The following is a 20,903-nucleotide window of genomic DNA, read 5'->3' as shown; positions in this document are numbered from 1 at the left end:
CTCGGCCCAGCTCGGCCTCCGCCCGCTGCGCGCGGAGCTCCGCCGCCTCAGTCGAGGATCGCGTAGGCCTCGAGCTCGACCAGGACGTCGGGCTCGAAGAGGAAGTCGACGCCGATCGCCGACACCGGGGGCAGGGGAGTCGGCAGGTCGAGCTCGTCGGCGACCAGCGCGATGCCGGCCGTGAAGTCGGCGAACATCTCGGGCGTCGAGCCGGTGAGGAAGAAACGGAGCCGGACGACGTCCGAGAAGTCGGCTCCGGCGGCCGCGAGCCCGCGGTGCGCGTTGCGGAGCACCTGGGCCACCTGCTGTGCGAGATCCCCGGGGAACAGGCGGCGGCCCTCGCCGTCGCGCGCGATCTGGCCTGCGACGTGCACGTGCCGGGAGCCGGTCGCGATCGAGACGTGGTCGTAGGGGACGGGCTGGAACATGCCCTCGGGGCTCAGGGTCTGGACGGTCATCTCAGGGCTTCCTCTCGTGGCACGACGCGACAGGGCGACGCCGTTCGTCGCGGGTCGTCGTGGTTCCCTCTGTCTACCTGGTGCCCGAGAGGAACTTCAACGAGACTAGGTGGCATGGACGACACCACCTCCCCGCCCGGCCCCGAGCTGCTGCACGTCGACGCCCCGCACCGCGAGCTGCTCGACGAGCTGCTCGACAAGTGGTCGCTGCAGGTGCTCGACCAGCTCTGCGAGCGGCCGCTGCGCTTCAACGAGCTGCGCCGGGTCGTGCCCGCCGTCGGCCAGAAGTCGCTGACGGCCACGCTCCGCCGGCTCGAGCGCAACGGGATGGTCGAGCGGGTCGTGCTGCAGACGCGGCCGATCGCCGTCGAGTACCGCATCGCCCCGATCGGCGACTCGCTGAACGAGCTCGTCGACGCCCTGCTGACCTGGACGAGCCGGAACCTGCCCGAGGTCGAGCGCGCCCGCGCCCGCTACGACGCCGAGACGGACGCCTAGTCGCCTAGAAGACCGCGGTGACGGCCAGCGCCAGGACCGCCACCAGGGCGATCGCGGCGACGACCCGCGACGTGCCCATGACGAGGCGACGGCGTCGTCCGGGGACCCAGTCGTCGTCGTCCGCGTCGCGCAGCTCGGCCGGCAGCTCGGCCTCGCGCAGCCGGGCGGCGCGCTCCCGGCGCTGCCGCTCGGCGGCCTCGAGCTCACGCTGCCGCAGCGCCTCGACCTCGCGGTCGTGCTCGAGGTAGAGCTCGAGCTCGCGGTGCCGCTCCTCCGACCAGGCGTCCAGGTCGGACGCAGGAGGCGCCTCCTGGGCGGCCGCGTCGGTCACCGGGCGTTCCCGCCCCGCCTCGTGCGCATCCTCGGCAGGTCCCGTCGCCGCACCGCCCTCGGGCAGGTCGGCAGGCAGGTCGTCGGGGTGACCGTCGTGTCGCATGGGGGTCCTTCGCGCCGGGGGACGTGCACGGGGCAGCGTGCACCGACAGCGTACGTCGCGGCTCCTCCTCACGGGAGACACGCACCCGGCTGGGAACGGTCTCCGAGGTCCCGCGTCGGGAGCCGTGCATCCGGGGCGCCCGGGGGAGCAGTGTGGGCGGAGCACCACCCCCGCTCGACTCGTGTCGGCCCAGGCCGACGGACGGAAGGAGCCACTCGTGGCCGACAGCACCAACACCACCCATCACGACGACGTCGCCAAGCTCGCGAAGCTGCTCGGCGACTTCGACTTCGCGATGCTCACCACCATCGACGAGAAGGGGGCCCTCGTCGGGCACCCGATGACCCTGCAGGAGACGGAGTTCGACGGCGACCTCTGGTTCATCGTCGGCCTCGGCTCGACGGCCGTCGCGCACCTCCAGCGCAAGGACACCGTCGGCGTCACCCTCAGCGCCCGCGACTCGTGGGTCTCGCTCGCCGGCACCGCAGCCGTCGTCGACGACCACGCGAAGCTCGAGCAGCTGTGGAACAGCCGCGTCGAGGCGTGGTTCCCCGAGGGCCCGTCGGACCCGACCGTCGGCCTCGTCAAGTTCTCCGCCGACAGCGCCGAGTACTGGGACAGCCCCGGCGGCAAGGTCGCCTCGGCCCTCTCGTTCGTCAAGTCGAAGGTGACCGGCGACGCACTGGACGCCGACAACCAGAAGATCGAGCTCTAGGCGCGCCACTCGCTCGTGCAGGGCCCCGGGTCGTCGCCGACCCGGGGCCCTCGTGCGTGGTTGACTGCCGAGGTGCCGCGCCCGTCGGCACGGGACCGGGGAGGCGCACGTGACCGCACCGCCGTCGGCCGACCCCGGGGACGGCGACCTGCGAGGCGAGGAGGCGACGGCCCGGCCGGTGCACCTGCGCTGGCGGTCGCTCGGCCTGGTCGTCGTCGGAGGGACCCTCGGCACCGGGGCCCGGGAGGCGCTGGCCCTGACCTTCCCTGCGGCGCCCGGCACGCTGCCCGTCACGATCGCCGTGATCAACGTCGTGGGCTCGTTCGCCCTCGGGCTGCTGCTCGAGTCGCAGCTGCGCCGCGGGCCAGACCACGGACGCCGCCGCGACCTCCGCCTGTTCGTCGGCACGGGGGTGCTCGGCGGCTTCACGACGTACAGCGCGCTCGCCGTCGACACGGGGCTGCTGCTCGACGGGCACGCCGGCGTCGCCCTCGCGTACGCGCTCGGGTCGGTCGTCGTCGGGGCGCTCGCCGCGGCCGGCGGCATCGCGCTGGGAGCTGCGCTCGCCCGCGATCGCGACCGCTCCCGTGTGCGCCCGGACCGGCGGCACGACTCGTGATCGCGCCCTGGCTCTTCGCTGCCGTGGCGCTCGCCGGCGGCCTCGGCGCCGCGCTGCGGCTCGTCGTCGACGGGATCGTCCGCGCGGCCGTGTCGACGCGGCTGCCGCTGGCCACGGCGGTGATCAACGTGGGGGGCTCGTTCGTGCTCGGCCTGCTCACCGGGCTCGCCGCCTCCTCGGCCCTGGCCCCCGGGTGGCTGCTCGTGCTGGGCGGCGGGCTGATGGGCGGCTACACGACGTTCAGCACGGCCAGCGTCGAGACCGTTCGGCTGCTCGCCGAGCGTCGCTGCGTGCCGGGTGCCGTGTACGGGCTCGGCGTGCTCGTGCTGGCCGTCGCGGCCGGCGTGCTCGGCGTCCTGCTCGGCTCGGCCTGAGTCAGCGTGCGCGCTCGCCTCGTCCTCAGGAACGGGAGAGCGCCGTCGGCCAGGATGACGGCATGAGCCCGAAGCCCGTCGTCCTGTTCGTCTGCGTCCACAACGCGGGGAGGTCGCAGATGGCCGCCGGCTTCATGCGGTCGCTCTCGGACGGCACCGTCGAGGTGCGGTCGGGCGGCAGCGAGCCCGGCGAGAGCATCAACCCGGTCGCCGTGCAGGCGATGGCCGAGGTCGGCATCGACATCTCGACGGCGGTGCCGCAGCTGATGACGACCGAGCAGGTCCACGCCTCCGACGCCGTCGTCACGATGGGCTGCGGCGACGTCTGCCCGATCTTCCCCGGCAAGCGCTACGAGGACTGGGAGCTCGCCGACCCGGCCGGCAAGGGCATCGACGCCGTCCGGCCGATCCGCGACGACATCCGCGGCCGCGTCGAGCGGCTGCTCGCCGAGCTGCGGAGCTGAGTCAGCCGCGGACCACGTCGAGGGCGGGAGTCAGCTGAAGCGCTGGATGAGCTCCTGGATGAACGGGCCGACGTCGCGCGCCTGGTCGACGCCCGCCAGCGCGGTCGCGAGCAGCGGCCAGAGCGACACGAGCAGCGTCGAGATCACGGCGGCGACGCCGAGAACCCACGCGAGCGCCCCGTTGCGGACCACGAGGATCAGCGCCAGCAGCACGACCGCGAGCAGGTAGCCGATCACGGCGGCCGCGGCGATCGAGCCGACCGGCACGTCGAGTGCGCCGGCGGTGCCGCCGTCGGCAGCCCCGATGAGACCGAGGACGGGCACGAAGACCCCCACCACGATCAGGAAGCAGAGCACCGCGGAGGTGACGAGCGCTGCCCAGACGGCACGGGGCCGGGCCCGTCGGGTGGACATGGTGGTGCGTCCGAACATCGTCGTCGCCTCTCGCGGTCAGGTGGTGGTGGTGGAGGTGGTGGGGGTCAGCGGGCGGAGGTGCCCTGGTCGTCCGTGTCGCCGTCGCGGCGAGAGTCGTCCGCCGTGTCGACGACGACGGTGGTGTCGCCGTCCTCGACGGTGACCGTCACGGTCGTGCCGTCGGGCACGTCGGTGACGACGTCGTCGGAGTCCGCCGAGGAGGCGCGGGTGGACGAGGAGGCGTCGCTCCCGGTCTCGGCACGGTCGCGGTCCTGCTCGTCGCCGGCGCGGTCGGAGGCGTCCGAGAGCGAGTCGAGAGCGTCGGCGGCGCGCGTGCGGGCGGCGTCCAGCAGGTCGCCGGCGGCGTCCTTCGCGTCGGAGGCGGCGCCTCCTGCGCTCGCGGCCGCGTCGTCGCCGCGACGGCTCGCCTCGTCGCGGAGGTCACGGGCCTGGTCGCCCAGCTCGTCGGCCTTGCGGCTCGCCTGCTGACCGAGCTCGTCGGCCTTGTCGGACGCGGCCTCGCGGACCTCGTCGGCCTTGTCGGCGACCTGGGCGGCCTTCTCCTGGATCGTGTCGGAGGCCTTGTCGGCCCCTTCCTTGAGGGCGTCGCCCACTTGGCCGGCACGGTCGGCGACGGTGTCGCGGACCTGACCGGCCTTGGCCTTCGCCGAGTCGCGGGCGTCGGCGAGGGCGGCCTTGCGCTTCTCGGCGGCGGCCTGACGACGGGCCTCGTCGGCCTCGTCGAAGGGGCCGTGCACGTCGGTGACGGCCACGTCGACCGTGACGGCCTCGTCGCCGACCTGTCCGACGGCGTGCTGCACCGCGGTGCGGACGTGGTCGGCGACGTCGGTCACCTTCGCGGGGTACTCGGCCACGACCGACACCTCGACCAGCAGGCCGGCGTCGGTGGTGCTCGTGCGGATGCCGGGGGTGGAGGTGGCGCCGACGGCGGTGCGGAGGGCACCGGCCACGCGGGCGGCCGTGGTGCCCAGCTTGTGGACGCCGGTGGTGCCGAGGGCGGTCACGGCGATCATGCGGTGCAGGGCCTGCTCGGGCGTCTCCGCCTCGGCGGGGCCTGCGTCGTCGAGGTCGATGGGGGTCACGTGGTGCGCGGAGTCGGTCACGAGGGGCCGTCCTTCCTGGAGGGTGCGGACCGGGGGTCCGGAGTCTGGGGGGAGCGCCGGTGGCTGCTCCCGGGCGTCGAGGTCGACGTGGTGGCCGAGGTCGGCCTGGCGGTCGAGGTCGACGCGGGCGTCCCGGGCGGGACGCGGACGGCCCCCGCCCTCGTGCGAGAGCGAGGGCCGTCCGGGGTGGTGCGGGTGGAGCGGCGTCAGTCGAGGCGCGTGGCCGACGACATCTGCGTGCGGAGGCCGCCGTTGATCTGCACGACCACCGGGGTCACCGTGCCGAGCAGGTCGTCCCAGCGGACGACCGCCTCGTCGACGGCGCGACGCAGGTCGACCGGCGAGGCGCCGCGGCGGGCGTCCACGGTCACGCGGAGGACGTTCTCGCCCTTGACGCGGAACGCGACGACGTCGGCGGCGAGGACGCCCGGCGTGTTCGACAGGGCCTCCTCGAGCACGTTCGCCGCGACCTTGGCGTCCACGACCACGTGTCCGCCGGTCGGCGAGTGGCTGTCGTCCGACTCCGAGAGGTCGATCAGCGTGCTCGTGCGGCCGCCGCCCTGACGGACGATGAACGCGACGAGCAGGACGATCAGCACGGCGCACACGGCGGCCGTGACCCAGAGGATCCAGACCTGGCCGCCCGAGAGGGCGTCCGTGACCTGGCCGGTCGCGTCGGACGCGCCGTCCGAGACCGTCTGCTGCACGTCGGGCCACAGGGCGCCCACGGCGACGGCTGCGCCGGCGAGGAGGAGCACGAGGCCCACGAGGAACACGACGAAGCGGTTGAGACCGCGGTTGGTGTCGTTCATCGGCCGACCTTGCCCTTCTTCTTGGACAGCTTCACGCGGGGGCGGAGCGCCGGGGTGTAGTCGTACCCGGAGATCTCGTCGCGGACCGCCTCCTCGATGCTGCGGAGGTCGGCCGTGCGTCCCGTGACGGGGTCGATCTCGACCAGCGCGACCTTCTTGCCGACGCTGACGTTCACCCGGTCGGGGTGGACGTCGCCGGCGAAGCTGGCGGTGCGGGCGAGCGAGCGGGCGATGACCCGGTCGTCGACGACGGCTGCGGTGCGGTCGGCACCGGCGGCACGGCGTCCACGGCGGCCGGGGGCGAGCGACACGACGATCAGCACGAGGCCGATGATCGCGACGACGACGCCGATCGCGGTGAGGGCGCCGACGGGGGCGCCGGCTGCCCCGAGGACGGCCGAGGCGGCGTCGGCGGGAGCGACCAGGAGGGGCGCGGTGCCGACGGCGGCCAGGACGGACTCGGTGCCGATCCAGGCGAACACCAGGATGAGCAGCACGGCGAGGGTCACGGCGATGCCGGACCTCGACGAGTGCGTCTCCCGGCGGAGGATGCGGCGGTAGGTGGTGCTGGTGCTCATGAGACCCGCCTCCTCTGGCTGAGCTCGGCGCCGGTGATCTGCAGGTCGACGCGTTCTACCTCGGTGCCGGTGAGCTGGCGGACCCGCTCCCGGATGGTGGTCTGGGCCGACGTGAGCCGGTCCAGCAGGGTGCCCGACGCGCGGTTCGGCAGGCCGAGCGGTGTGATGCGCACGGGTGCCTTGGCGACGAGGGTGAGCCCGCCGTCACGGTCGGTCAGCTCCACGGACACGTCGGACGACTTGGCGTCCAGTGCCTCCGCGGTGACGGCCGACACCACACGGCGCACGGCGCGCGACGTGATCACGGTGCGGCCGTGGGAGGCCTGGTCGGCCGTCACCGCCGCGGTCACGAGGACCGCCGCCCGCGGAGGGCGTCCGCGACACCGCGGACGTCCAGCTTGCCCTCGGTGAAGCGACCGACGAAGTAGCCGATCACGATCGCGAGGGCGACCAGGAGGAGGCCTCCGAAGCCGAACTGCAGGGCCGCCAGCGCGAGGACCGCGCCGACGAGCATGCCTCTGTTGGTCGCAGTCATTACTGGACGCGGCTGTCGTTGTTGTCGTCGTTGTCGTCCTCGGAGGGGATGTACACGTCGGAGACGGTGACGTTGACCTCGGTGACCTCCATGCCGACGACCTGCGAGATGGCGTCGGTGACGGACGAGCGGACCTCGTCGGCGACCTGCTGGAGGTCGACGGGGTACTCGGCGACGATCACGATGTCGGCAGCGACCTGCTTCTCGCCGACCTCGACCGAGACGCCCTGGCCGCGGTCCTGCTGGTTGATGGCGTTGCGGATCGCGCCGATGGCACGGGCGGCGCCGTTGCCCAGGTCGTGCACGCCGGGGACCTGGCGGGCGGCGATGCCGGCGACCTTCGAGACGACGCCGTCGGCGATCGTGTTCTTGCCCGCGGCGTCGGAGGTGTGCTTCGCGACGGAGTTGGTGGCGGGGGCGACGTTGGTCATGTGGTGCTCCTCAGTTCGTGGTGTGCATGGGTCGTTAGTGGTGGACGACCGGGTGGTCGTCCGGGGCCCCGGTGTGGGACTCATCATTCAGACGCATCGAGGGCTGGGGGTGTCACGGTCGTTCAGCTTGCTCTCAGCATCCGGGGAGGCGGCGCTCGTTTTCTGGACGAGCTGTCGCCGCTTCCCTGGCTTGGGGGAGGCCCTAGCGGGCCAGGGTGTCGCGGGGGTACTCGCCGAAGCGGGCGAGGTAGGCCGCCGAGAAGCGGCCGAGGTTCCCGAAGCCCCAGCGACGGGCGACCTCGGAGACGAGCGCCTCTCGAGGGGACGCGTCGAGCAGCTCCCGGTGGGCACGGTCGAGCCGCACCTGCCGGAGGTAGCTGGTCGGCGACATCCCGAGGTGCGTGCTCATGGCCTGCTGCAGCGTGCGGGTGTGCATGCCGACGGCGTTCGCGACGTCGGCCGGCGTGATGGCCTGGTCGGCGTACGCGTGGACGTACTCGGCCGCCTCGCGGAGCCGGGCCGTGCGCGGCGTGCGGATGCTGCGCGGCACGTCGACGGCACGCCACGGGAACAGGTCGAGCATCGCCCGCGCGAACGTGAGCTGCCCCTCGAGACGGGTCAGCGCGGGGACGTCCTCGTCGACGACGGCCGCCGTGGCCCCGGAGACGCTGGTCCGCCAGGCCGTGAGGGCCTCGGCCGACAGCGTGGGCCCGGGCTGGAAGAGGACGCGCTGCGGCGGGCCGCCGTGCCGTTCGGTCGCGACCTGCTCGAGGAACTCGGCCGAGGCGTGCACCAGCGAGTTGCGGTGCGGCGTCAGCGTGAACGAGAACGACGTCTCGGCCGGCAGCAGGAACGGCTCGCCGCCGATGCTCGCGAACGAGCCGCCACGGCTCGCGAGGGTGCCGCTGCCGTGCCGGAACCACGACATGACGTACTCGGTCGACCAGGGCACCTCGCCCTGGAGGTGGCCCGTGATGGTCGAGGTGCGCAGGCTCAGCCGGTCGTCGCCCGCCGACGCGTAGCGCCAGCGGAACGGCTCGGTGCTGGTGCGGACCCGGAAGCGGCGACCGCCGTAGAGCTCCTCGAGCCGGGCGGCGGCCTCGCCGAGGTCGTCGCCGCCGTCCTCGGAGCGGACGTGGCGGCGGGGGGAGTCGTCGTGGGCGGCGGTGGTCGCCCGGTCGGTGGTGGTGGGGGCGTCGGCGTCGGTGGTGGGTCGCGCCGTGGTGACGGGTCCTGTGCTCGTCGTGGTCATGCGTGGTCCTCTCGGTGCTCTGCCCTGCTGCGCGCGCCTCCTGGTGAGCGGCTCGTGCACCTTCAAGACGTCCGCCGAGGCGAGAACGTCACAGATCCGCAGGACCTGAAGGATCTTCGGCACTTGTGGCGCGATCGACGGGTCGAGGAGGCGCCCCAGAACGGGGGCAGAACGCTCACGTCGAGAGCGCCTCGCGGCTGCCCGCCCACTCGGTCAGCGGCCAGTGCTGGGCGCCCGCTCCTCGCGCGGTGGCATCCTCGGAGGCGCGACGGCCGTGACCTCGGCCGCAGGGCCGAGCCGGAGGAGGACGACATCTCCGGCACCGCGACGCCCGACGAGGCCCCCGGTCCCGAGCCCGTCGTCGACCCGCTCTCGTCCGCGACCGACGCGACCCTCGCGGTCCGGGCGCGCGACGGCGACGTGCACGCGTTCGAGGTCGTCGCCCGTCGGCACGGCCCGCTGATGCGCGTCTACGCCGGCCGCCTGCTCGGCACCGACCTCGAGTCGGACGACGTCGTGCAGGACGCGTTCCTCACCGCCTGGAGGCGCCTGTCCGACCTCGAGGACCCGTCCCGCCTGCGTCCCTGGCTGATGCGCATCGTGAGCAACAAGAGCATCGACCGGCTCCGCGTGCGCCGCGACCACGACGACATCGACGCGCACGACGCGCCGGCGTCCCGCGAAGCCGCCCCGGACCGCGTCGTCGAGTCGCGGCTGCAGCTGGACGCGATGTGGACCGCCCTCGACAAGCTGCCCCTCGACCAGCGACGGTGTTGGCTGTTGCGGGAGACCGGCGGCTGGTCGTACGCGGAGATCGCCGAGGCCCTGCAGCTCCCCCTCTCGACCGTGCGCGGGCAGATCGCGCGTGCCCGCAAGTTCCTGCTCCACGAGATGGAGGCCTGGCGATGAGCGACCACGACGACGACGCGCGCGTGCCGGACGCGCCCGGCGTGCCGGGCGTGCCGGGCGTGCCCCTGCAGCCTGCGGACCAGGACGAGCTCGTGGACGGCCGAACCCTGGACGAGCTCGAGGACTACCTCGACCGCGGCCGGACGCCCCGCGACCCCGGCATCGAGGCGAGCGCCGAGTGCCGCCTGACGCTGCGGGCTCTGGAGCGGGTCCGCGGACTCTCGCTGTCGGTGCTCGAGGACGAGGCGTCGCGCCTGCCGTCGCGCGACGACACCTGGATCGCCGGGCTGATCGACTCGATCAAGGCCGAGGTCGTGGGCGGACGCGACATCCCCCTCCGGCACCCCGACCCCGGCGTGCGCCTCGGCGTGACCGAGGCGGCGGTGCGCGGGCTCCTGCGCCAGGTCGGCGACGCCGTCGACGGGGTCGTCGTGCGGTCGAGCGAGCTCGACGGCGACGTCACGGAGGCGGGTGCCCCGATCGAGGTGACGCTCACGATGACCGCGCGGTACGGCGTGCCGCTGCGCGAGGCGGCCGGCACCCTGCGCGCGGCGGCGGTCTCCGCGCTCACGCTGCACACCGAGCTGCGGATCGCTGCCGTGCACGTCGTCGTCGACGACGTGTGGCTGGACGAGGGAGGCGCGTCATGAGCACCGAGGACCGAGCCGGCGGCCAGCACCACGGCACTCACGACGACGGGGCCGCGGCCGAGCTGGACGACCTCTCGCTCGACCTGACCGACGCCCTGCGCGGCGTCGAGGGCGTCGTCGAGGTGCTCGACGCGCGGCCGGTCGTCGTCGCCGCGATCACCGCGGTGGCGGACGGGATCGACGGCGGCGGGCCCCGCGGCCTCGTGGACGTCGTGCGGACCGGGGGAGTGCTGACCGTCGCCGCCTCGGTCGCCACCGACGTCGGGCAGGCCACGCCGGAGACCCTGGCCCGCGTTGCCGCGGTGCTGCGCGACCGGGCCGGGCGCGGCTCGGGCGCCGAGGTGGTCGTGTCGGTGACCTCACGCGTGATCGAGCCGCCGCTGCCTCGCTGAGCCGGCCCGCGCCTCCTGCGGTCGTCGGGTGCGCCTGTCGGGGCGTCGCCGCACCTCCTCGGCCGTCACCGCACCTCCTCAGGGGACCGTCGGAGGCGGCATGTATCTTGATGTCGAGAGACCCCCGCCGAGTACCGTGGGGGCGACCGCACGCACGCGCGACACCAGAGGAGCACCTGCCGCATGGCCACGATCATCTACACGCTCACCGACGAGGCGCCGATGCTGGCGACCTACTCGTTCCTGCCCATCGTCCAGGCGTACGCCCGCACCGCGGGGGTCGACGTCGAGACCCGCGACATCTCGCTGGCCGGACGCATCATCAGCCAGTTCCCGGAGCGGCTCACCGACGAGCAGCGACAGGGCGACGCGCTCGCCGAGCTGGGGGCCCTGGCGAAGACGCCCGAGGCCAACATCATCAAGCTGCCGAACATCTCGGCGTCGATGCCGCAGCTGAAGGCCGCCGTCCGCGAGCTGCAGGGGCAGGGCTACGACCTGCCCGAGTACCCCGACTCGCCGTCGACCGACGAGGAGCGCGACGTCAAGGCCCGCTACGACAAGGTCAAGGGCAGCGCCGTGAACCCGGTGCTCCGCGAGGGCAACAGCGACCGCCGTGCGCCGCTCTCGGTCAAGAACTACGCGCGCAAGCACCCGCACCGCATGGGCGCCTGGACGGGCGACAGCAAGACGAACGTCGCGACCATGGGCGCTGACGACTTCCGCTCGAACGAGAAGACCGTCGTGCTCCCCGCCGACGACGTGCTGCGCATCGAGCACGTGGGCACAGACGGCACGACCACCGTGCTGCGCGAGTCGATCCCCGTGCTCGCCGGCGAGGTCGTCGACGGCACGGTGCTGCACGTCGCCGCGCTGCACGAGTTCCTCGCCGCGCAGATCGCCCGGGCCGAGGCCGAGGGCGTCCTCTTCTCGGTGCACCTCAAGGCCACGATGATGAAGATCAGCGACCCGATCCTCTTCGGCCACGTCATCCGCGCGTTCTTCCCCCAGGTCTTCGAGAAGTACGGCGACGACCTGCGCGCCGCCGGTCTCGACCCCGCCAACGGCCTCAACGGGATCCTGCAGGGCCTCGCGTCGCTGCCGAACGGCGACGAGATCCGCGCGGCCTTCGACCAGGGCATCGCCGACGGGCCCGACCTCGCCATGGTCGACTCCGACAAGGGCACGACCAACCTGCACGTGCCGTCCGACGTGATCGTCGACGCCTCGATGCCCGCGATGATCCGTACCTCGGGCCACATGTGGGGTCCCGACGGCGAGGAGCACGACACGCTCGCGATCATCCCCGACTCGAGCTACGCGGGCATCTACCAGGCCGTGCTCGACGACTGCCGTGCGAACGGCGCCTTCGACCCCGCGACGATGGGCTCCGTGCCGAACGTCGGCCTCATGGCGCAGGCCGCCGAGGAGTACGGCTCGCACGACAAGACCTTCGAGATCCCCGCCGACGGCACGGTCCGCGTGCTGGACCAGGCCGGCGACGTGCTGATCGAGCACGAGGTCGCCACCGGCGACATCTGGCGCGCCTGCCAGACGAAGGACGTCCCGATCCGCGACTGGGTCAAGCTCGCCGTCACCCGCGCCCGTGCCAGCGGCACGCCCGCCGTCTTCTGGCTCGACGAGACCCGCGCCCACGACGCGACCCTGATCGGGCTCGTGCGCGGCTACCTCGCCGAGCACGACACCGAGGGCCTGCAGATCGAGATCCTGTCGCCCGTCGACGCGATGGCCTTCTCGCTCGAGCGCATCCGCCGCGGCGAGGACACGATCTCCGTCACCGGCAACGTGCTGCGCGACTACCTGACCGACCTGTTCCCGATCATGGAGCTCGGCACCTCCGCCAAGATGCTGTCCGTCGTGCCCCTGATCAACGGCGGCGGCCTCTTCGAGACCGGAGCCGGCGGCTCGGCGCCGAAGCACGTGCAGCAGCTCGTCGACCAGGACTACCTGCGCTGGGACAGCCTCGGCGAGTTCCTCGCCCTCGCGGTCAGCTTCGAGCACCTCGCCACCTCGACCGGCAACGCCCGCGCCCAGGTGCTGGCCGACACCCTCGACCGTGCGACGGGCACGTTCCTCGACGAGAACAAGTCGCCCGGCCGCAAGCTCGGCTCGATCGACAACCGGGGCAGCCACTTCTTCCTCGCGAAGTACTGGGCCGACGAGCTCGCCACGCAGACCGACGACGCCGAGCTGGCGTCGGCGTTCGCGTCGCTCGCGGCGACCCTCGGCGGGCAGGAGGAGACGATCGTCTCCGAGCTGATCGCGCCGCAGGGCACCGCCGTCGAGATCGGCGGGTACTACCACCCGGACGCCGCCGCGACCGAGGCCGTCATGCGGCCGTCGGCGACGCTGAACGCGGCGCTCGCGACGCTGTAGCGGCGCGCGGCCGCGGCTGCTCCCGCACATGCCGACCGTGAGGGTCCGACACGCCACGTGACGAACGACGTGAGCGGCGTGTCGGCCCTCGCCGGTCGGCATTTGCCGTCCCCGCGGCTGTGTACGGTGGAGGGGATGGCGCTGCGTCGCGTCCGTCGGACGGCCGCCGGACCAGCACGCACCACGAGCAGCGCCGCACGACGAGAGGGAACGATGACGTCCGACCAGACCAGCCCGACCGACCCCGCAGAGCTGCGAGTGGGGGTGATCGGCCTCGGCTTCGCCGGCTCGACCCACCTGGAGGCGTTCTCGTCGCTGCCGGGCGCCCGGGTCGTCGCGCTCGCGGGCCAGGAGGAGGCCCGCCTGCACGAGCTCGGCAGCGCCTACGGCGTCGAGCGCCTCGTCGCCGACTGGGAGGACGTCGTCGCGATGGACGACCTGGACGTCATCTCGATCGGGGTCCCCAACGCCCTGCACCACCCCATCGCGATGGCGGCCCTGCGCTCGGGCAAGCACGTCTTCTGCGAGAAGCCCCTCGCGACCACCGGCGACCTCGCCGCCGAGATGGTCCGTGCGGCGCGCGACGCCGACCGCGTGCTCGAGGTCGCCTACAACCACCGGCGCCGGGCCGACGTGGCGTTCCTCGCCGACTGGCTGGCCGACGACCCGATCGGCGACGTCTACCACGCCCGCGCGAGCTGGATGCGGCGGGCCGGCGTGCCCGGCATGGGCTCGTGGTTCACGAACAAGGAGGCGTCCGGCGGCGGCCCGATGATCGACCTCGGCTCGCACGTGCTCGACATCGCCCTGCACCTGCTCGGCGAGCCCCGGGTGACGAGCGTGTCCGCCGTCGCCTACGGGGTGCTCGGCGCGGCCGGCCGCGGCGGTCGGGTCTACGGCGTCTCGTCGGCGCCCACCGGGTCCGCCTTCGACGTCGAGGACTTCTCGAGCGCCCTGCTCCGTCTCGACGACGGCGGCAGCCTGCAGCTGCAGGCGTCGTGGGCCTCGTACTCGAAGGTGCACGAGGACATCGAGGTCGAGCTGCTCGGCGCCACCGGCGGTGCCCGCCTGCACGTCGACGACTACGCGACCGACGGCACGCTCACCCTCTACTCCGACGTCCTCGGGCAGCCTGCCGAGACCCGGCCCGCCGTGCACGTGCCGGCCGGGCACCACCGCACCGTGATCGAGGGGTTCATCGCCTCGGTGCGGTCGGGCGCAGGAGGCGCGGCGCCGGCGGGCGGCGAGGCCCGCTACCAGGGTCGGCACGGCGAGTACGCGCTGCACCGCAGCCGCGTCGTCGACGCGATCTACGCCTCGGCCGAGCAGGGCCGCGAGGTCGAGGTGCCGCAGGACGAGGTCGACGCGACCGGCCGCACCGGCTCCGAGGGAGGCGTCCGATGAGCGACGTCACGACCGTCACGAGCGGCACGACCGCCCCGACGCGGGTCGTCGTCTGGAACGAGAACGTGCACGAGACCCGGGGCGACGAGACGGTCGCCCGGAACTACCCGCACGGCATCCACGGCGCCGTCGCCGACGGCCTCGTCGAGCTGCTCGGCGACGAGGTCGACGTCTCGACGGCCACCCTCGCCGACCCCGAGCACGGCCTCACGGAGGAGCGCCTCGCCGCCACCGACGTCCTGCTCTGGTGGGGGCACATCGCCCACGACCAGGTCGCCGACGAGGTCGTCGAGCGCGTCGTGCGGCACGTGCAGGCGGGCATGGGGCTGATCGTGCTGCACAGCGGGCACTACTCGAAGCCGTTCACGCGCCTCCTCGGCACCACCTGCTCGCTGCGCTGGCGGAACGAGGCCGAGCGCGAGCTCGTCTGGACCGTGGCGCCGACGCACCCGATCGCCGAGGGCGTGCCCGACCCGCTCGTCATCCCCGAGCAGGAGACCTACGGCGAGTTCTTCGACGTCCCGACGCCGGACGAGCTGATCTTCCTGTCGACGTTCACGGGCGGCGAGGTGTTCCGCTCGGGAGCGACCTGGCGGCGCGGGCTCGGCAAGCTCTTCTACTTCTCGCCCGGCGACCAGGAGTACCCGGTGTACCACCAGCCCGAGATCCGCCGGGTGCTGGCGAACGGGGTGCGCTGGGCGCGGCCGACGCAGGCGCGGCGCGACCTGACCGCGGACATGCACCCGCGCGGCTGGTTCGAGCAGGGCTGAGGAGGCGCGGGCCGGGGCGGCCGGGGCCGGCTCAGTGGCGCTCGGCGAGAGACCGGCCGAGCGACACGGTCTCCGGCTCGTCCGCGTAGTGCCCGTAGGCGGGGATCGGCACGTAGCCGACCGACTCGTAGAGCCGGATCGCCTCGGCGTGCACCGTGTTCGTCTCGATCACCATGTCGACGACCCCGGCCTCGCGGGCCGACTGCTCGAGCCAGCTCAGCACGAGCCGGGAGAGCCCGCGCCCCCGCCGCTCGGGTCGCACGAACATGCGCTTGAGCTCGGCGCGACCGTCGGACAGGAGGCGCCAGGCACCCATCGCGACCGGGGCCGGTGCGTCGCCGGCCGGGTCACCGGCAGTCTCGCCCGCCGGGTCGTAGGCGACGGCGAACGTGCCGCGCGGCAGCACGAACTCGGACCGGTCGATGGGGCTGTCGTCGCGTCCGCCGTACAGCTCGACGTAGAGCTGCTGCAGCCCCTCGACGAGCTGCTGCACGTCGGGGTGGTCGTACGGCAGGGCGCGGATCTCGACGGCGTCGTGCGGGGTGCTCACCGGCCCAGTCTGGCCGATCGCGCTCGGCCGGGCCCGGAGGCAGGAGGCGCGGGAGGATGAGGGCGTGACCGATCCCGATGCCCCGACCCGCACCTCCTCGACCGATCGTCGGCACGACGACGACCTGCACGAGCGGCTGGTCGCGCTGCTCGACGGCGTCCGCGACGTGGACGGCGGCGAGGTGGACGACAGCGTCCCGCAGCTCGCCGAGGCGCATCCGGGCTGGCTGGGCATCGCGCTGGCGCGGCCCGACGGCTCCGTGACGGCGGCCGGCGACGCGCGGCGGGCGTTCTCGATCCAGTCGGCGGTCAAGCCGTTCCTGTTCGCCCTCGCGCTCGCCGACACCGGCGGCGCGGCGATCGACGCGGTCGGCATCGAGCCGACGGGCGAGGCGTTCGACGCCATCAAGCTCGAGGGAGGCACCGGCCGTCCGCCGAACCCCATGGTGAACGCCGGCGCCCTGCTGACCGCAGCGCTCGTCGACGGCGGCGACGCCGACGGCCGCGCCGAGCGGACCCTCCGCGGCCTCGTCGCCTTCGCGGGCCGCGAGCTCGAGGTCGACGACGATGTGGCCGGCTCGGAGATGCTACTCGGCGACCGGAACCACGCCCTGGCGCACCTGATGCGCTCGGAGGGCACCCTGCACGTCGGGGCCGACGACGCCGTCTCGGCCTACGCCCGCGCCTGCGCGGTGCTCGTCGACGCCGAGGCGCTCGCGGTCATGGGCGCGACGCTCGCGCTCGGCGGACGCAACCCGGTGACCGGCGAGCAGGTCGTCTCGGTGGCGATCGCCCGCGACGTCGTGTCGGTGATGGCGACCTGCGGGGTCTACGACGGCTCCGGCCGGTGGATGCGGCAGGTCGGGGTGCCCGCAAAGTCGAGCGTCTCGGGCGCGCTCGTCCTCTCGGTGCCCGGACGTCTCGGCGCGGCGTCGTACAGCCCGCCGCTCGACGCGCTCGGCACGAGCGTCCGGGGGGCCGCGCTGATGGAGGGGCTCAGCCGCGAGCTCGGGCTGCACTCGTTCGAGAGCGAGCGCCGCTGAGGCGCTGAGCCGCTGAGCCGCTGAGCAGCTGGGCCCGTCGCGCCCTGTCGGCGGTCGCCGCTACCCTCGCCCCATGGTCAGCGTCGCCGACAAGCCCGTGCTCGACCTCACCGTCGAGCAGTGGCGCGAGTGGCTGGCCGCCACCGACGACGTCGTCGGCGTGCGGCTGAAGCTCCGCAAGAAGACGAGCAGCGCCCCCGGCATGACCTGGTCCGAGGCGCTCGACGTCGCCCTCTGCCACGGCTGGATCGACGGGCAGGGCGCCCGGCTCGACGACGACTACATGCTCACCGCGTTCCAGCCGAGACGCCGGAACAGCCCGTGGTCACAGGTCAACCGCGAGCACGTCGCGCGCCTGGTCGAGGAGGGGCGGATGCAGCCGGCGGGGCTCGCCGAGGTCGAGCGCGCCAAGGCCGACGGCCGGTGGGACGCCGCCTACCGGCAACGTGACGCGGTCGCGCCCGACGACCTGCAGGCCGCGCTGGACGCCGATCCGGCCGCGGCCGCGTTCTTCGCCGGCCTCACGAAGACCGAGCGGTTCCGGGTGTTCTTCCGGCTCGCGTCGATCAAGACGCCCGCGGTGCGGGCGGCCCGCGTCCGCGACGTCGTCGAGAAGGCGGCACGCGGAGAGCAGCACTACCGCTGACCCGAGTGCAGGCGCGCGACGCACCCGGGCACCCGTGCACTCGTCCGTGCCCGGACGTCCACCCGCCCCGGGTGGATCTGCCCTCGATACGGGTGAGCATCGGGGGGCAGACGGGCCGGTCCCCCCGTCCGGGGGGTTAGATTTCACCGTCCCGCGGCAGCAGCTGCGCCGAGCCCCACCCGAACGTCTCGTCGGCCACCCACCGGCGTGTCCACGGGCTCGTCGCGCCGCCGCCACACCCGAGCGGGCCCCGACAGAGAGCACCCGAATGCCCAGAACCCGTGGGATCGTCGCCGATCCGCGCCTCCTCCCGAACCCGACCGTCCTGCAGGAGGCGCCCGTCGCCTCCTCGTCCCGGCACCGGCCTCGTCGCCGTGCGGGCCTCGCCGCGGCCGTCGCCGTGGCGCTCGCCACCGGCGGCCTCGCCCTCGGCGTCGTCGCTCCGGCCTCCGCCGCCGAGCCCGTCGCCGCGGCCGCGGCCGTCGCCCCGACGTCGGGCACGAACCTGCCCGGCGCCGTGACCGACATCGCCGTGACCCCCACCACGCCCGAACAAGGCGCCCAGGTCACGACGACCCTCGACTTCACCGTGCCGGCCGACGCCGTCGCGGGCGACTCCTTCACCGTGCTGCTCAGCCCGCGCCTCACGAACCTGCCCGAGACGTTCCCCGTGCTCGACCTCGAGAGCGACGCGGTCGTCGCGAACGCCGTCGTCGTGAAGACGGCCGCCGCGGCCGGTGCGCCCGCCGGCGTCCGCCTCGTGGTGACCTTCACGGACTTCGTGCAGACGCACATGAACGTGAGCGGCTCGGCCTTCATCGAGTCGTCGTTCGACTCGACGACGACGCCCTCGGGCGTCGCCTCGCCCTTCACCTCGGTCGTCGACGACGGCAGGACCTTCACGACGCAGGTCACGCCCGTCGGGCCGGTCGGCAGCCACCTGAACGCCTCGAAGTACGGCGTCTTCACCCGGGCCGACCAGGGGCGCACGAACCCGCTGGGCGCCCTCGAGTACCGCATCGACACGCCCGTCGGCCCGTTCGCGACGGCGACGACGACCGACACCCGTCCGGCCGGCCAGACCTGGACCTTCGCCTGCGGCTCGCTGAGCTTCCAGGACCGCCAGGCAGACGCCCGCGGCCTCTACGTGCCGGGCACGTCGAAGCCGCTCGCCGTCCCCGCGGCCTCCGTGACGTGCACCCCCGGCCAGGTCACGGTCACGTGGCCGACGGCCGCGGCCGGACACTTCTACCGCCTCGTCGCCCCGGTCGACCTCGCCGCCCCGACGGGGACGGGCGCAGCCCAGAGCTTCTCGAACAGCGCCGTCACCGTGCTCGCCCGCACCGTCGGAGGCACGTCCGAGTCGTTCCCGGCGCAGTCGGTCACCCGTCAGGCCAGCGCCGGAGGCGAGGCCGACGGCACCGACCTGCCCCCGGTCGTGACGCCTCCGGTGACCACGCCGCCCGTGACGACGCCGCCGGTGCCGACCCCGCCGGTGACGACGCCGCCGGTGACGACGCTGCCCGCCGGGACGACCCCGCCCGCCGCGACCACGCCGGTGACGACCACGCCCGCCGCGACGGCCGTGACCCCGGTGAGGCGGGCGACGCCGGCCGCCGCGTCGCCCACGCGCCAGCCGTCGTCGCGGACCTCGTCCGACTCGTCGCTCGCGTTCACGGGTGATGAGTCCCTCGCGCCGGCGCTGATCGCGCTGCTCTTCGCCACGGTCGGGACGGCGCTCGTCGTCACGGCGCACCGCCGGGCGCGCCGGGGCTGAGCTCCGCCGGGGACGTCCCGGGAACCACGCCGAGAGGGCCGAGCCGCACCTGCGACCCGGCCCTCTCGGTCTCGCACGGCGACCCGGTCAGGCAGCAGGCGACGCGAAGACGACGCGGTTCTGGTCGTAGTGGCCCGAGCCCGGGTCGAACACGCCGCCGCAGGTGATCAGCCGCAGCTGGTCGGTCGGCTGCGCGCCGAAGACCCGCGCGGTCGGGAACTCCGCCTTGGGCACGTCGACGACCTCGTCCACCACGTAGCGCACCGCGGTGCCCTCGACGGTCGTCACGGTCACCTCGTCGCCCGGCACGAGCTCCGAGAGCCGGAAGAACACCGCCGGCCCCGACGTCGAGTCGACGTGGGCGGCGATGACGGTCGGCCCGCGGCCTCCCGGACGCCCGCCTCCCGTGAACCAGCCGACCTCGTCGGCGTCGACGGGCACCTCCATGGCCCCGGTCGAGGCGATGCCGAGACCGATCAGGGGCTCGTCGAGCTCGATGGCCGGCACGGCGACGCGGGCAGGCTCCGCTCCGGTCCCCACGGCGGGCGCGGGTGCGGGCGCGGCGGGCGACGGCGTCGCAGGAGGTGCGGGGGCGGAGGGCGCATCGCTCGCCACCGAAGGGGGCGGGCTCGACGCCGCGGGCTCGGCCTCGCTCGACGCGCACCCCGTCAGCGCGAGGACGGCGGCGAGTCCCAGACCGACGGCGACTCGGCGGCCGCTCCGGACTCCGCCGAGGCGCGCCGCACGGGCGGCCCCCCGCAGGGGACCGCCCGTCCGACGCGCTCCGACCCGAGGGGTCATGCGCGTGCGGCAGCCCGACGACGCAGGACGAGCCCGGTCGCGCCGACGAGCACGAGGCCGCCGATCGCGGCGGCGCCCACGAGCGCGCCGCTGTCCGTGCCGGACGACGCCGACGTGCCCGCGGCGACGGCCGAGGCCGCTCCGCCGGCACCGGTGTCGACGCCGCCGACCGGCACCTGCGTCAGCTGGCCGCGGACGACGCCCGCGGCGAAGGAGGCCGTGTGCGAGTCGCCGGTGAAGCCGGCCGGGTTCGCTTCGATCTGCGCGAGCGTGAAGCCGGTGCCGGTGTCGGCGCCCGCGTCGTTCATCACGCCGGTGGTGAAGGGGCCCTGGAGGCAGCCGCTGGCCTCGCGCACGCCGTCGCCGTCCGTGTCGGTCGGGTTGGGGAACGCGATGCGCGGCGGGCCGGGCTGGCCGGCCGCGGCCTGGTGGATGTGCGTCGCCGTCTTCGCCGGGCTCTGGTAGTCGCCGGTGACGCCGGTCAGCGTGATGTCGTAGCAGATCACCTCGGTGTCCGAGTTGATCCGGAAGTCGAAGGTGCCGGTGGCCCCGGGCTCGCCGGCGACGGCCACCCCGTCGTTGTTGATGACCTGGTCGGGAGTCGCCATCACCGTGAAGGCGCTGGTGAACGAGCTGGGCTCGGGCACGGTGGTCTCGGCCGCGGCGGGCGCGGCCACGATCAGGGTGGCGGCGGCCGCGGCCGCGCCTCCGATGGTCAGGTGTCGGACGGAACGCTTCATCGTCATGCTTCCTCTGCCTCTCGTGGACGCCGGCCCGTCGGGGGCGGCGCGTCAGGCCGCCCGGTCGGACGACGCCTGTCACGAGGGCCTACGACGACGACCCGTCCCGCGTTCACCG

The 20,903-nt window shown here is 73.9% G+C and carries 27 protein-coding genes; 14 read left to right on the top strand and 13 right to left on the bottom strand.

All coding sequences use genetic code 11. The features are described from left to right. Positions 1-47 precede the first annotated feature (47 nt). The gene (locus ITJ48_RS11575; protein WP_123547921.1) at positions 48-458 is read right to left on the bottom strand and encodes a RidA family protein; all 411 of its coding nucleotides are present in this window, start codon (positions 456-458) and stop codon (positions 48-50) included. 114 nt (positions 459-572) lie between these two features. On the opposite strand from ITJ48_RS11575, the gene ITJ48_RS11570 reads away from it, so the two are divergent. Beyond that, complete coding sequence (locus tag ITJ48_RS11570) at positions 573-956, top strand: helix-turn-helix domain-containing protein (RefSeq protein WP_194613789.1); 384 nt, start codon at positions 573-575, stop codon at positions 954-956. Between the two features lie 4 nt (positions 957-960). On the opposite strand, the gene ITJ48_RS11565 is transcribed toward ITJ48_RS11570, so the two are convergent. Then, entirely contained in the window at positions 961-1,392 is a 432-nt protein-coding gene (locus tag ITJ48_RS11565; RefSeq protein WP_194613788.1) for a hypothetical protein, read from the bottom strand. 217 nt (positions 1,393-1,609) lie between these two features. On the opposite strand from ITJ48_RS11565, the gene ITJ48_RS16245 reads away from it, so the two are divergent. The 4 genes from ITJ48_RS16245 (at position 1,610) to ITJ48_RS11545 (ending at position 3,564) form a co-directional block, all read left to right on the top strand. Then, a complete protein-coding gene (locus ITJ48_RS16245) occupies positions 1,610-2,107 on the top strand; it encodes a pyridoxamine 5'-phosphate oxidase family protein (RefSeq protein WP_370544902.1) in 498 nt (165 codons plus the stop codon). A 178-nt stretch (positions 2,108-2,285) separates the two neighbouring features. Next, positions 2,286-2,726 (top strand): CrcB family protein, encoded by a 441-nt coding sequence (locus tag ITJ48_RS11555; RefSeq protein WP_194614451.1) that lies wholly within the window; start codon positions 2,286-2,288, stop codon positions 2,724-2,726. Continuing rightward, on the top strand, positions 2,726-3,100 hold the full coding sequence (locus ITJ48_RS11550; protein WP_194614450.1) for a CrcB family protein: 375 nt from the start codon (positions 2,726-2,728) through the stop codon (positions 3,098-3,100). Before ITJ48_RS11555 ends, ITJ48_RS11550 begins: the two co-directional genes overlap by 1 nt. A 62-nt stretch (positions 3,101-3,162) precedes the next feature. Beyond that, positions 3,163-3,564 carry an arsenate reductase ArsC gene (locus tag ITJ48_RS11545; protein ID WP_194613786.1) on the top strand — a complete coding sequence of 134 codons (402 nt, stop codon included), beginning with the start codon at positions 3,163-3,165 and terminating at the stop codon, positions 3,562-3,564. A 30-nt stretch (positions 3,565-3,594) separates the two neighbouring features. On the opposite strand, the gene ITJ48_RS11540 is transcribed toward ITJ48_RS11545, so the two are convergent. From ITJ48_RS11540 to ITJ48_RS11505, 8 genes are all read right to left on the bottom strand, one after another. Beyond that, entirely contained in the window at positions 3,595-3,996 is a 402-nt protein-coding gene (locus ITJ48_RS11540; protein WP_194613785.1) for a hypothetical protein, read from the bottom strand. Positions 3,997-4,043: 47 nt separating this feature from the next. Continuing rightward, positions 4,044-5,102: an Asp23/Gls24 family envelope stress response protein gene (locus tag ITJ48_RS11535; RefSeq protein ID WP_194613784.1), complete on the bottom strand. Its 1,059-nt coding sequence runs from the start codon at positions 5,100-5,102 to the stop codon at positions 4,044-4,046. Between the two features lie 206 nt (positions 5,103-5,308). After that, positions 5,309-5,914, bottom strand: coding sequence for a hypothetical protein (locus tag ITJ48_RS11530; RefSeq protein WP_194613783.1), 606 nt, complete (start codon positions 5,912-5,914; stop codon positions 5,309-5,311). Continuing rightward, a complete protein-coding gene (locus tag ITJ48_RS11525; protein WP_192040955.1) occupies positions 5,911-6,492 on the bottom strand; it encodes a DUF6286 domain-containing protein in 582 nt (193 codons plus the stop codon). The genes ITJ48_RS11530 and ITJ48_RS11525 overlap by 4 nt, the downstream gene beginning before the upstream one ends. Then, positions 6,489-6,842, bottom strand: coding sequence for a hypothetical protein (locus ITJ48_RS11520; protein ID WP_123547930.1), 354 nt, complete (start codon positions 6,840-6,842; stop codon positions 6,489-6,491). The genes ITJ48_RS11525 and ITJ48_RS11520 overlap by 4 nt, the downstream gene beginning before the upstream one ends. Then, a complete protein-coding gene (locus ITJ48_RS11515; RefSeq protein ID WP_123547931.1) occupies positions 6,839-7,027 on the bottom strand; it encodes a DUF2273 domain-containing protein in 189 nt (62 codons plus the stop codon). Before ITJ48_RS11515 ends, ITJ48_RS11520 begins: the two co-directional genes overlap by 4 nt. Further along, positions 7,027-7,458: an Asp23/Gls24 family envelope stress response protein gene (locus ITJ48_RS11510; RefSeq protein WP_146903457.1), complete on the bottom strand. Its 432-nt coding sequence runs from the start codon at positions 7,456-7,458 to the stop codon at positions 7,027-7,029. Before ITJ48_RS11510 ends, ITJ48_RS11515 begins: the two co-directional genes overlap by 1 nt. 202 nt (positions 7,459-7,660) lie before the next feature. Continuing rightward, positions 7,661-8,710: a helix-turn-helix domain-containing protein gene (locus ITJ48_RS11505; protein WP_194613782.1), complete on the bottom strand. Its 1,050-nt coding sequence runs from the start codon at positions 8,708-8,710 to the stop codon at positions 7,661-7,663. Between the two features lie 420 nt (positions 8,711-9,130). Between ITJ48_RS11505 and ITJ48_RS11500 the strand changes: the two genes are divergently transcribed. The 6 genes from ITJ48_RS11500 to ITJ48_RS11475 all read left to right on the top strand — a co-directional run bounded on the left by ITJ48_RS11500 (position 9,131) and on the right by ITJ48_RS11475 (position 15,229). Further along, positions 9,131-9,619, top strand: coding sequence for an RNA polymerase sigma factor (locus ITJ48_RS11500; protein ID WP_370544901.1), 489 nt, complete (start codon positions 9,131-9,133; stop codon positions 9,617-9,619). Beyond that, positions 9,616-10,269 carry a hypothetical protein gene (locus ITJ48_RS11495; RefSeq protein ID WP_194613781.1) on the top strand — a complete coding sequence of 218 codons (654 nt, stop codon included), beginning with the start codon at positions 9,616-9,618 and terminating at the stop codon, positions 10,267-10,269. The genes ITJ48_RS11500 and ITJ48_RS11495 overlap by 4 nt, the downstream gene beginning before the upstream one ends. Beyond that, a complete protein-coding gene (locus ITJ48_RS11490; protein ID WP_194613780.1) occupies positions 10,266-10,661 on the top strand; it encodes a hypothetical protein in 396 nt (131 codons plus the stop codon). The genes ITJ48_RS11495 and ITJ48_RS11490 overlap by 4 nt, the downstream gene beginning before the upstream one ends. Before the next feature lie 183 nt (positions 10,662-10,844). Further along, positions 10,845-13,055, top strand: a complete 2,211-nt coding sequence (locus ITJ48_RS11485; protein WP_194613779.1) for an NADP-dependent isocitrate dehydrogenase — start codon at positions 10,845-10,847, stop codon at positions 13,053-13,055. Between the two features lie 213 nt (positions 13,056-13,268). Beyond that, entirely contained in the window at positions 13,269-14,459 is a 1,191-nt protein-coding gene (locus ITJ48_RS11480) for a Gfo/Idh/MocA family protein (RefSeq protein WP_194613778.1), read from the top strand. Further along, positions 14,456-15,229, top strand: a complete 774-nt coding sequence (locus tag ITJ48_RS11475; protein ID WP_194613777.1) for a ThuA domain-containing protein — start codon at positions 14,456-14,458, stop codon at positions 15,227-15,229. Before ITJ48_RS11480 ends, ITJ48_RS11475 begins: the two co-directional genes overlap by 4 nt. A 31-nt stretch (positions 15,230-15,260) precedes the next feature. On the opposite strand, the gene ITJ48_RS16465 is transcribed toward ITJ48_RS11475, so the two are convergent. Continuing rightward, complete coding sequence (locus ITJ48_RS16465) at positions 15,261-15,779, bottom strand: GNAT family N-acetyltransferase (RefSeq protein WP_194613776.1); 519 nt, start codon at positions 15,777-15,779, stop codon at positions 15,261-15,263. Between the two features lie 64 nt (positions 15,780-15,843). Between ITJ48_RS16465 and glsA the strand changes: the two genes are divergently transcribed. The 3 genes from glsA to ITJ48_RS11455 all read left to right on the top strand — a co-directional run bounded on the left by glsA (position 15,844) and on the right by ITJ48_RS11455 (position 19,244). Then, entirely contained in the window at positions 15,844-16,821 is a 978-nt protein-coding gene (glsA, locus tag ITJ48_RS11465) for a glutaminase A (protein ID WP_370544900.1), read from the top strand. A 73-nt stretch (positions 16,822-16,894) separates the two neighbouring features. Continuing rightward, positions 16,895-17,467 carry a YdeI family protein gene (locus ITJ48_RS11460; RefSeq protein WP_194613775.1) on the top strand — a complete coding sequence of 191 codons (573 nt, stop codon included), beginning with the start codon at positions 16,895-16,897 and terminating at the stop codon, positions 17,465-17,467. 268 nt (positions 17,468-17,735) lie between these two features. Continuing rightward, complete coding sequence (locus ITJ48_RS11455; protein WP_194613774.1) at positions 17,736-19,244, top strand: Ig-like domain-containing protein; 1,509 nt, start codon at positions 17,736-17,738, stop codon at positions 19,242-19,244. A gap of 87 nt (positions 19,245-19,331) precedes the next feature. Here ITJ48_RS11455 and ITJ48_RS16710 read toward each other — a convergent pair whose 3' ends face one another. Together ITJ48_RS16710 and ITJ48_RS11445 are read right to left on the bottom strand one after the other, a co-directional pair. Continuing rightward, entirely contained in the window at positions 19,332-19,784 is a 453-nt protein-coding gene (locus tag ITJ48_RS16710) for a class F sortase (RefSeq protein ID WP_370544899.1), read from the bottom strand. 257 nt (positions 19,785-20,041) lie between these two features. Beyond that, on the bottom strand, positions 20,042-20,785 hold the full coding sequence (locus tag ITJ48_RS11445) for a CHRD domain-containing protein (RefSeq protein WP_228506875.1): 744 nt from the start codon (positions 20,783-20,785) through the stop codon (positions 20,042-20,044). Between the last annotated feature and the right edge of the window lie 118 nt (positions 20,786-20,903).

It is taken from the genome of Frigoribacterium sp. VKM Ac-2530 (assembly GCF_015350835.1).
GTDB lineage: Bacteria > Actinomycetota > Actinomycetes > Actinomycetales > Microbacteriaceae > Frigoribacterium.
This window is presented reverse-complemented; position numbering and strand designations above follow the sequence as displayed.